This is a genomic window from Leifsonia sp. Soil_N53 (assembly GCF_057655165.1).
In genome coordinates this window covers 1-10,329 of record NZ_JBDGMM010000014.1, presented here as the reverse complement: position 1 = coordinate 10,329, position 10,329 = coordinate 1, and the positions used below count along the sequence as shown (strand labels likewise).

Sequence of the window (10,329 nt, the reverse complement as noted above, 5' to 3'; positions counted from 1 at the left end):
GCCGGCCGCGTCGCCCGCACCGGCCGGCGCGGGTCGGCTGCGGGCACGCGTCCGAAGATCTCGGTCGGCGGCTCGGGGCGGTCGCCCCGGCCGGCGCCGGACTCACCTGAGGGATAGTTCGGGCGTCGCACACCAGAACGCTAGGGGTTGCGGCCTGCGAACGACCTGGTTTCCGCGGTGTTCCCGCGGAATGGCCAGCAGATCAGCGATCAGTTCTCAGCATGCTCACGGCAACGCGGTGCGCCGGGCTGCGAGAACCCTCACGCATCCGGCGCGGCGCCGTCGTCGCCGGCCGCCATGGCGTCGGTCATCCGGTTCGCGATGGCGAGCAGCTCGTCCTGCTGCTCCGGCGTGATCGCGTCGAACAGGATGCGCCGGATCGTCGCCGTGTGCTTCGGCAGCGCACGCACCAGGACGCGGCGCCCGTCGCCGCTCAGCCGGATCCAGCTCGCGCGGCGGTCCTCCGCGCAGTCCTCGCGCTCCACCAGGCCGCGCGCCTCCATGCGGGTCACCTGGTGCGACACGCGGCTCTTCTCCCAGCCGGTCAGCTCGGCCAGGTCGCGCACCCGCAGCCGTCGTCCCGGCGAGCGCACCAGGGCCATGAGCACCTCGAGCTCGGAGATGGAGATGCCGTCGTCGTGCTGCAGCTGGGCGTCGAGCGCGCGATCGAATCCGCGCCTCATCAGGTAGAACGCGTGGAAGAGCTCTTCCTCGGCAGCGCTGAGCTTGCGCGGATCGGGTCGGGTGCGCGCGATCGGCATACGCCATCCTTGCACGCTCCCCGACCGAAACGGCGGCGAGACCGGGCCGGGAATACCCGCGCCCCGCCAGCGGTTCGCGAATGATGACACGTCATCTACCACGAAAGGCTGACATGACCAGGATCGCCATCATCATCGGCAGCACGCGCCCCGGCCGCAACGGGGAGTCCGTCGCCCGCTGGGTGCTCGAGCACGCCGCGAAGCGCGACGGCGTTGAGTACGAGCTCGTCGACCTCGCCGAGTGGAACCTCCCGCACCTCGACGAGCCGATGCCCGCCGCGATGGGGCAGTACGCCAACGACCACACCAAGGCCTGGGCGGCCAAGATCGCCGAGTTCGACGGCTATCTCTTCGTCACCCCCGAGTACAACCACAGCACCTCCGGCGCGCTCAAGAACGCGATCGACTTCGTCGGGGCCGAGTGGTACAACAAGGCGGCCGGCTTCGTCAGCTACGGCGTCTTCGGCGGCGCCCGCGCGGTCGAGCACCTCCGCCTCGTGCTCTCGCAGCTCCAGGTCGCGACGGTCAGCGCCTTCGTCGGCCTGAGCCTGCAGCACGACTTCGAGAACTGGTCGCTCAAGCCGACGGCTGCGGCGGAGGCCGGCCTGACGCCGCTCTTCGACCAGCTCGAGTCGTGGTCGACCGCGCTCGCGACCGTCCGCGACGCGTCCTCCGACGCCGACCTCGAAGAGGCCGCCGCCTAACCCCACCCCACACCATCGAGGGGCACGTCGTTGTCACTTCCGAGCCCGGAAAGTGACAACGACGTGCCCCTCGTGGTGCTCAGGTCTGGCAGACGGGGCAGAAGTAGGTGACGCGCTCCTCCAGCTCGGTGCGCCCGAGCTGCGAGCGGCGGATGAGGGTGCCGCAGCGCAGGCAGGGGCGCCCGTCGCGGCCGTACACCCAGGTGTTGCGGCCGCGGCGGGTGTCGCCCGTCGTCACCCGCACCGGCCGGTCGCGGTTGGCGACCAGCATGCGGCGCGCCAGGTCCACGGTCGCGGGGAGGTCGGCCTCCCGCACCGGCCGGGTCGGCAGCATCCCGCGCACGAAGCAGAGCTCGTTGGCGTAGACGTTGCCGATGCCCGCCAGGTTCCGCTGGTCGAGCAGCGCGACCGCGATCGGCGTGTCCGGATGTCCGGCGAGCCGGCGGACGGCCTCCGCGGCATCCCAGTCCGGGCCGAGCAGGTCCGGGCCGAGGTGGCCGACGACCTCGTCCTCGCGTGCCCGCGGCACCACCTCCAGGATCCCGAGCTGGAAGCCGACCGCCTGCGTCTCCGCCGTCTGCAGTACGACGCGCGCCTGGAAGCCGGGATGCCGCCACCGGCCGCCCGGCGGATAGACCTCCCACGACCCCTCCATCTTGAGGTGGCTGTGGATGGTCTGGTCGCCCACCCGGATCAGCAGGTGCTTGCCGCGGCTGATCACTTCGTCCACGTGCCGCCCGCTGAGGTCGACGGTCGCGTACGCCGGCACCCGGAAGTCCGTCTCGGTCAACAGCCGCCCCACCAGCGCGCGGCGCAGACGCGCAGCGGTCTGGTAGACGGTGTCACCCTCGGGCATCGGGAGTCGCCCTCACGCCGTCGCTCCGCGGCATCCGGTCACCCTCGCAGCCGGAGGCCGCGCGGCGTCGGGAGGAACCCGGCCTCGGTGAGGGCCGCACCGAGCGGGCTGCCCAGCACGTTGGCGCCGTTGACCGTCTCGATGGCGAGCTTGTCCACGCGCCGGGAGGTCACCAGGCCGGCCAGCGCTCGGGCGGCCGCGACGAGCGCGGGGCGTACGGCCTCGTCCTCCTGGTCCGCGAAGCAGAGCAGGCTCTTGCCGCCGCGCTCCACGTAGAGGGTGAGCTCGCCGTCCACCAGGGCGACCAGCGCGCCCGCCTTGCGGCCGGGGCGGTGGCCGGTGCCGCCCTCCACCCCTCCGGTCGCGGCGGGGACGGCCGGCCAGGGCAGCGCGGCGCCGTACGCGTTCGCCGGGTCCGTCGCCGCCAGCGCGACCGCGTCGAACGGCCGCGGCTGGGTGTGGTCGCGGGCGAAGGTGCGCAGCCGGTCCACGGTCGGGCCGCTCGCGAACTGCGCGGCGCCGAGGGTCTCCACGAAGTAGCCGCGGCGCGCCCGGCCGCTGTCCTCGAAGCCGCTGAGCACCTTGTAGGCGAGGGCGAAGCCGCCCGGCGTCCCCTCGTTCATCACCGACCCGCGCGTGACGACCCCGTAGCGGTCGAGCAGCGTCTCGGCCTGACCGTGCGCGCGGACCGTCGAGTCGAGGTCGCGCTCCGGCAGGAGCGACCAGCGGCCGGCGACCGTCGGCGGTCCCATCCGGGTGACCATCGCGGAGGTCCGCGGGGCGCCGACGCGGCCGCGGTACATCCGGGAGCGGGTCGGCTGCCGGGGCCGCTTGTGCGCGCCGCCGCCGCCTCCGGTCAGCGTGCGCAGCGGTGCGAGCGTGTCGTTGGTGACCAGCCCGGCCCAGACCAGGTCCCACAGCGCGGTGACCAGCACGGCGTCCTCGATCGCCTCGCCGCGCTCGGCGCCGAGGGTGTCGGAGAGCTGGCGGAAGAAGTAGCCGCCGCCGCGCGCGAGCGCCGCCAGGACGCCGCGCTGCAGCTCGTCGGGATCGTGCTCGACGGGCGGGGCGAGCGTGAGCGGGGCCGAGTCGGCGAGGTTGAGGCTGATCCAGCCGTCGTTGCCCGGCAGCGAGCCGTCGCCCGCCCAGATCACCTCGCCGGTGGCGGTGAGCTCGTCGAGCATGGCCGGGCTGTAGTCCGACACGCGGCTCGGCAGCACCAGCGACTCCCACGCGGAGGCCGGGATGCGGGCCCCGGCGAGCTGCTCGATGACCGACGCGACGGCGTCCACGCCGCGCAGCGTGGAGCCGACGTGCTGCCAGTCGCCGAGGAACCGCGCGAACGTCACGGTCTCGACGGGCTCGACCTCCTGGCGGAGCGCGGCGAGCGACATCCGCCGCAGCCGCCGCAGGACCTCGGCGTCGCACCACTCGGAGCCGGTCGCGTGCGGGCGGAACTCGCCCTCCACCACGCGGCCGTCGCGGGAGAGCCGGCGAAGCGCGTCGTGCACGATCGCCGGCCCGAGGCCGAACCGGGACGCCACCTCCGCCACCTCGAACGGCCCGTGCGTGCGCGCGAACCGGCTGACCAGGTCGCCGAGCGGATCGTCGACGGGCTCGATGAAGGCGACCGGCACGCCGATCGGCAACGGGACGCCGAGGGCGTCGCGCAGCCTGCTGGCGTCCTCGATCGCCGCGAAGCGCTGCTCGCCGGCGATGGTGACCGGGAGGGCGCGCTTGGCGTCGACCAGCGCGGTGAGGTGCGCGAGTGCGGTGGCGGGGGTCGCGTGCGGAGGGGTGGCGGCCTCCTCCTCGGCCGAGTCCTCCTCCACGACCTCGCCCAGCAACCGCTCCGCGACCTGCGCCACCGTCAACGGCCCGAGCAGCCGCAGCAGGTCGGCCACCCCCTCGTCCCCGCGCACGCGGCGCTCGGGATCGAGCCGCTGCAACTGCAGCTCCACACGCTCGATCACCGACGGGTCGAGCAGCTCGCGCAGCTCCGCGCGGCCCAGCAGCTCGGCCAGGAGTCCCGCGTCCAGCGACAGTGCCGCCGCGCGCCGCTCCGCGAGCGGGCTGTCGCCCTCGTACATGAACGCCGCCACGTACCCGAACAGCAGCGAGCGCGCGAACGGGGAGGCCGTCTCGGTCGCGGCCTCCACCAGGGTGATCCGGCGCTGGGCGATGCTCTGCGCCACCTCGTCGAGCGCGGGGAGGTCGTAGACGTCCTGCAGGCACTCGCGCACCGTCTCCAGGATGATCGGGAAGCTCGGGTACTTGCGCGCGACGTCGAGCAGCTGGGACGCCTTCTGCCGCTGCTGCCACAGCGGCGACCGCTTGCCCGGGTTGTACTTCGGCAGCAGCAGTGCGCGCGCCGCGCACTCGCGGAAGCGGGAGGCGAACAGTGCGGACCCGCCGACCTCCAGCGTCACCAGCTCGTCCAGCTCGGCCGGCTCGAAGACGAAGAGCTCGCCTCCGGGCGGCGTGGATTCCGTGTCGGGAATACGCACGATGATGCCGTCGTCGGCGGCCATCGCCCCGGCGTCGATCCCGTAGCGCTCCCGCACGCGGGCCTGCACGGCCAGCGCCCACGGCGAGTGCACCTGCATGCCGTACGGGGAATGCAGCACGACGCGCCAGTCGCCCAGCTCGTCGCGGAACCGCTCGACCACGAGCGTGCGGTCGGTCGGTACGTGCCCGGTGGCCTCCTTCTGCTCGCGCAGGAAGGCGAGGAGGTTGGCGGTCGCGAACGCGTCGAGCCCGGCCTCCACGCAGCGCAGCTCGGCGTCGGCGGGGGAGGCCGCGCTCAGCTCGCGCACGAACGCCCCGACCGCGGCGCCGAGCTCCGCGGGCCGGCCGATGCCGTCGCCCTTCCAGAAGGGCAGCCTCCCCGGCTCGCCGAACGCGGGTGAGACGAGCACCCGGTCGTGCGTGATCTCCTGGATGCGCCAGCTCGTCGAGCCGAGCGCGAAGACGTCGCCGACGCGCGACTCGTAGACCATCTCCTCGTCCAGCTCGCCCACCCGGCTCGCACGCTCGCCGACCATGTAGACCGCGAACATCCCGCGGTCGGGGATGGTGCCGCCGCTCGTCACCGCGAGCCGCTGCGCACCGGGACGGCCGGTGAGCGTGCCGGCGTCGCGGTCCCAGACGATGCGGGGGCGCAGCTCGGCGAACTCGTCCGACGGGTAGCGGCCGGCGAGGAGGTCGAGCGTCGCGTCGTAGGCGCTGCGCGGCAGCGTCGCGAACGGAGCGCTGCGGCGCACGGTGTCGAACCAGTCGTCGGCGTCGAGCGGCTCCAGCGCCGTCGCCGCGACAGTCTGCTGCGCGAGGATGTCGAGCGGATTCGTCGGGATCCGCATCGTCTCGATCAGGCCGGCGACCATCCGCTCGGTGGCGACCGCCGAGTGGATGAGGTCGGCGCGGTGCTTGGGGAAAACGACTCCGCGCGACACCTCGCCGACCTGGTGGCCGGCGCGGCCGACGCGCTGCAGCCCGCTCGCGACCGACGGCGGCGCCTCCACCTGCACGACGAGGTCCACGGCGCCCATGTCGATGCCGAGCTCCAGGCTGGAGGTCGCGACGACGCAGCGCAGCCGCCCGGACTTGAGGTCGTCCTCGATGAGGGCGCGCTGCTCCTTGCTGACCGAGCCGTGGTGCGCGCGGGCGAGCACGAGCGACTCGGGATCGGCCACGGCGGCCGAACCCTTCGTCTGCCCGGAGCCGCCCATCAGCTCGGCGGGCGGCCGGGAGGCCGCGGCGCCGGCCTCGCCGCCGAGCAGTCGCTCCTCGTACAGCTCGTTGAGCCGGGCGGTGAGGCGCTCGGCGAGCCGCCGGGAGTTCGCGAACACGATCGAGGAGCGGTGCTCCAGCACGCGTTCGACGATGGCCTCCTCGACGTGCGGCCAGATCGAACCGGCCTGCGGCGCGGAGCCGTCGTCGTTGTCGCTCGCGTACGTCGAGGTGCCGAGCTCGCTCATGTCCTCCACCGGCACGACCACGCGGAGGTCGAACCGCTTGCCCGCGGGAGGCGCGACGATCTCCACCGGCGAGCCGCCGCCGAGGAACCGCGCCACCTCCTCCGGGGGGCGGACGGTCGCCGACAGCCCGATGCGCTGGGCGGGCTTCTCGAGCAGGGCGTCCAGCCGCTCCAGCGAGAGTGCGAGGTGGGCGCCGCGCTTGGTCGCCGCGACGGCGTGCACCTCGTCCACGATCACGGTCTCCACGGTCGCGAGCGTCTCGCGCGCCTGCGAGGTGAGCATCAGGAAGAGCGACTCCGGCGTGGTGATCAGGATGTCGGGCGGCGACGAGACGAGCGCGCGGCGATCGGCCGACGAGGTGTCGCCGGAGCGCACGCCCACCGAGACGTGCGGAGGCTCAGCGCCGAGTCGCCGTGCGGTCTGCGTGACCCCGACGAGCGGCGCGCGCAGGTTGCGCTCCACATCGACGCCGAGCGCCTTCAGCGGCGAGATGTAGAGGACGCGCGTGCCGGGACGGGCGTCGGGCGGCCGCTCCTCGCTCGCGAGCCGGTCGATCGCCCAGAGGAACGACGCCAGCGTCTTGCCCGAGCCGGTCGGTGCGATGACCAGGGCGTGCCTGCCCTTCGAGATGGCGTCCCAGGCCCCGGTCTGCGCTTCGGTGGGCGCGGCGAAGGCCCCGCGGAACCATTCACGGGTCGCGGGGGAGAACCGGTCGAGCACGTCGCTCATCGCCTCCATCCTGCTCCCGCCCACCGACAGCGGCCAAGGGGAGCCGTCGGTCAGCGCGGCAGGTGCGTCCGGATGAAGGAGGAGATGTCGCCGAGCTCGAGCGGCGAGATCCCGTGCCCGAGGCTCTCGTAGATGCGCGCGTCGAGCGTCGTGTGCGCCTCCAGCCACTCGGCGGCGCGCGTGACGCCGGCGGTGGGGATGGTGTCGTCGTGCGTGCCGCGGCCCCAGAACACCGGCGGCTTGCGCTCGGCGAGTGCGGCATCGCCGTCCTCCGTGCCCTGCACCACGAACGCGGACAGCATGACGGCGAAGTCGAAGCGCTCCGGCGCCAGGCGCATGAGCTGGATCGCGAGCGCGCCGCCCTGCGAGAAGCCGAGGAGGCCGGTCGGGACGTCCGGCTGCTCGTCCAGCCAGTCGAGCACCGCGCGGGCGGCGGCGTCGGCGTTCTGGGCGAGCGGGTCGACCGAGATGTTCGTGAAGCGCGAGAACCACGCGAAGCCGGGACCCTCCGGGATCGGCGCCCGCAGCGAGGCGATCACCGGCTCCAACGGCAGATACGCCGAGATCCCGAACAGGTCGGCCTCGTCGGAGGCGTAGCCGTGCAGCAGGATCAGGCGCGGCCGGCCGACGCGGTCGGCCTCGCCGGCGGACCAGAGCACGGCCTCGTGGTCGAGGTGCAGCTCGGGAGCGGGGAAGGGCATGCTCCATTCTGCTCACGACATGTTGTCCTCCACATCCCCCCAGATCGCGGCGCAGTCCACAGATCGGTCTGTGCGGTGGCGCCTGCGCCGGGCATCCGTAGGATCAGTGCATGAGCGTGCGCACCCCCGACCCGGACCCGACCCCCGACCCGCTCGACGGCGAGGGCGTCCAGCCCGGCCCAGCCTGGCTGAGCGACATCGAGCTGGAGCAGATCCGCCGGCGACTGCCGCTGCTGTATGTGGAGGCCGTGCCGGTGCGCGTGGACGGCCTCGGCCAGGTCACCGAGGTCGGTGTGCTGCTGCGGGCGAACGCCGTCGGCGAGATCACCCGCACCCTCGTCTCCGGCCGCGTCATGTACGGCGAGACCCTGCGCGAGGCGCTGTTCCGGCACCTCGAGAAGGATCTCGGGCCGATGGCGTTCCCGCTGCTGCCGGCCAGCCCGGTGCCGTTCCAGGTCGCGGAGTACTTCCCGCTGCCCGGGGTGTCCGCGTTCACCGACGAGCGGCAGCACGCGGTCTCGCTCGCGTACGTCGTGCCGGTCAGCGGCACGTGCGAGCCGCGCCAGGACGCCCTCGAGATCACCTGGATGACGCCGGGGGAGGCGGTCTCCCACACGGTCTGCGAAGAACTGGAGGGCGGCCGCGGTGCGCTGGTCAAGGCGGCCATGGCCTCCGTGGGGAAGCTGATCTGACGCGTTCGCAGAAAAGTTCTTGCGTTCGTTGGCTAATGGTATTAGCTTTAGGGCTATGAACACTTCCATCGCTTCGCAGGTCCGGTTCCTGCAGCGCCCCGAGGGACGCATCAGCTACACCGTCGAGGGCTCCGGCCCGCTCGTCGTCGCCGTCCCCGGGATGGGCGACCTGCGCTCCATCTACCGCGAGCTGACCGGCCCGCTGCTGGAGGCCGGCTACCGCGTCGCGGTCACCGACCTGCGCGCCCACGGCGACTCGGACACGACCTTCCGCGAGTTCGGCGACATCGCGACCGCCCGCGACCTGATCGCGCTGATCGACGAGCTGGGCGGCGACGCCGTCGTGCTCGGCAACTCGATGGGCGCCGCCGCCGCGGCGTGGGCCGCGGCCGAGCGCCCCGACGCGATCGCCGGGCTCGTGCTCTACGGCCCGCTGCTGCGCGACCCCGCGATGAGCCGCTTCGCGGTCGCGTCGATCCACGGCATGTACCGGGTCCTCTTCACCGGCCCGTGGGGCCCGGCGCTCTGGTCGGCCTACTACCGCTCGATCAACAAGGGCCGCACCGCTCCGTGGCTCAAGGAGCACGCGGCCGACCTGAAGCGCAACATGAGCGAGCCGGGCCGGCTCCGCTCCTTCCGCCACCTGACCCTGCAGCTCACCCACTCGGTCGTCGAGCCGCGGCTGCCCGAGGTGAAGGCCCCGATGCTGGCCTTCGTGGGCGCCCTCGACCCCGACTACCGTGACCCGGCCGTCGAAGCCGACTGGATCGAGTCCCAGGGCGCGGAGGTCGTCCGCGTGCCGGAGTCCGGCCACTACCCGCAGGCCCAGCGGCCGGACGTGATCGTCCCGGCGACCCTGCGGTTCCTCGCGGAGCGGCGGGCGAGCGGGTGGGGTGCGGCGCATGAGTGAGGGCGCCCGTGCCTAGGGCGGGGCTGACGCGCGCGGCCGTCGTCGCGGTGGCTCTGGAGCTCGTGGACGCCGGCGGGGTGAACGGCCTCGACCGGCTGACCCTCGCGGCCGTGGCCTCCCGTGCCGGAGTGGCGGTGCCGAGCCTCTACAAGCACGTGACCTCCCTCGACGACCTGCGTCGCGCGGTCGCGACCGAGTGCGTCGCCGAGCTGACCGCCGTGCTCGCGCAGGCGACCATCGGCCGCTCCGGGTCGGAGGCGATCCACTCGGCCGCGGACGCCGTCCGCGCCTACGCGCACCACCATCCCGGCCGGTACGCCGCGACGCAGGTCGCGCCGGACCTCGGCTCCGACGGTGACGCCGAGCTGATCGCGCGTGCGGGCGAGACCATCGCCGTTCTGACCGCCGCGCTGAGGGGGTTCGGGCTGCCCGAGGATGCGACGGTCGACGCCATCCGGATGCTGCGCAGCGCCCTCCATGGCTTCATCACGCTCGAACTCGGCGGCGGCTTCGGCCTCCCCGACGACCTCGACCGCAGCTTCCGCCTGCTCATCGACGGGATCGAGACCGGCATCGCGTCGCTCGCGACCCGCGCGACGACGTAGCCAACGGAGGAGATCCGGCCGGCGAGACCCCGAAAAGCACTCAACGGAGGAGATCCGGCGACGAATTCGCCGGATCTCCTCCGTTGTGTGTGGAGTGGGTGGTGCGGGTCAGCCGCGGGCGCGGCGGGTGCCGCGGCCGCGGGTGGTGCCCGCGTTCACCAGGTCGCCGACGCGCATGCCCTGACGCGGGGCGTTCCCGCGCGACGAGCCGCCGCTGTGCGAGGCGCCGGTCGCCTGCGAGGCGCCCGCGCCCTTCTGGCCACCGCCGTCGCGACCGCCGGCGGTGCTGCCCGCGGTGTTCTGGCCGCCGCCGTTGCGGCCGCCTCCGTTACGACCTCCGGCCGTGCTGCCTGTTGTGTTCCGGCCTCCGGCGTCGCGACCGCCGGCGTTGCCG

The 10,329-nt window shown here is 73.4% G+C and carries 8 protein-coding genes and 1 pseudogene; 4 read left to right on the top strand and 5 right to left on the bottom strand.

From position 1 onward, the window contains the following. Window positions 1–260 precede the first annotated feature (260 nt). Window positions 261–761, bottom strand: a complete 501-nt coding sequence (locus tag AC3A3H_RS00505; protein WP_487612573.1) for a MarR family winged helix-turn-helix transcriptional regulator — start codon at window positions 759–761, stop codon at window positions 261–263. A 113-nt stretch (window positions 762–874) separates the two neighbouring features. Here AC3A3H_RS00505 and AC3A3H_RS00500 point away from each other — a divergent pair, with 113 nt between their 5' ends. Next, window positions 875–1,465 (top strand): NADPH-dependent FMN reductase, encoded by a 591-nt coding sequence (locus AC3A3H_RS00500; protein ID WP_487612572.1) that lies wholly within the window; start codon window positions 875–877, stop codon window positions 1,463–1,465. A gap of 79 nt (window positions 1,466–1,544) precedes the next feature. Here the strand turns inward: AC3A3H_RS00500 and AC3A3H_RS00495 are convergent, their stop codons facing one another. The 3 genes from AC3A3H_RS00495 to AC3A3H_RS00485 are packed head-to-tail and all read right to left on the bottom strand — an operon-like array spanning window position 1,545 to window position 7,728. After that, window positions 1,545–2,321 carry a DNA-formamidopyrimidine glycosylase family protein gene (locus AC3A3H_RS00495; protein ID WP_487612571.1) on the bottom strand — a complete coding sequence of 259 codons (777 nt, stop codon included), beginning with the start codon at window positions 2,319–2,321 and terminating at the stop codon, window positions 1,545–1,547. A 38-nt stretch (window positions 2,322–2,359) separates the two neighbouring features. Next, the gene (locus AC3A3H_RS00490; RefSeq protein ID WP_487612570.1) at window positions 2,360–7,027 is read right to left on the bottom strand and encodes an ATP-dependent helicase; all 4,668 of its coding nucleotides are present in this window, start codon (window positions 7,025–7,027) and stop codon (window positions 2,360–2,362) included. A 50-nt stretch (window positions 7,028–7,077) separates the two neighbouring features. After that, window positions 7,078–7,728 carry an alpha/beta hydrolase gene (locus AC3A3H_RS00485; protein WP_487612569.1) on the bottom strand — a complete coding sequence of 217 codons (651 nt, stop codon included), beginning with the start codon at window positions 7,726–7,728 and terminating at the stop codon, window positions 7,078–7,080. A 110-nt stretch (window positions 7,729–7,838) separates the two neighbouring features. On the opposite strand from AC3A3H_RS00485, the gene AC3A3H_RS00480 reads away from it, so the two are divergent. The 3 genes from AC3A3H_RS00480 to AC3A3H_RS00470 are packed head-to-tail and all read left to right on the top strand — an operon-like array spanning window position 7,839 to window position 9,935. Further along, entirely contained in the window at window positions 7,839–8,420 is a 582-nt protein-coding gene (locus tag AC3A3H_RS00480; RefSeq protein WP_487612568.1) for an NUDIX hydrolase family protein, read from the top strand. A 55-nt stretch (window positions 8,421–8,475) separates the two neighbouring features. Then, a complete protein-coding gene (locus AC3A3H_RS00475) occupies window positions 8,476–9,330 on the top strand; it encodes an alpha/beta fold hydrolase (protein WP_487612567.1) in 855 nt (284 codons plus the stop codon). Between the two features lie 8 nt (window positions 9,331–9,338). Beyond that, entirely contained in the window at window positions 9,339–9,935 is a 597-nt protein-coding gene (locus AC3A3H_RS00470; RefSeq protein ID WP_487612566.1) for a TetR/AcrR family transcriptional regulator, read from the top strand. A gap of 108 nt (window positions 9,936–10,043) precedes the next feature. Here AC3A3H_RS00470 and AC3A3H_RS00465 read toward each other — a convergent pair. Then, a pseudogene (locus AC3A3H_RS00465) lies at window positions 10,044–10,329 on the bottom strand (hypothetical protein); the annotation flags it as partial.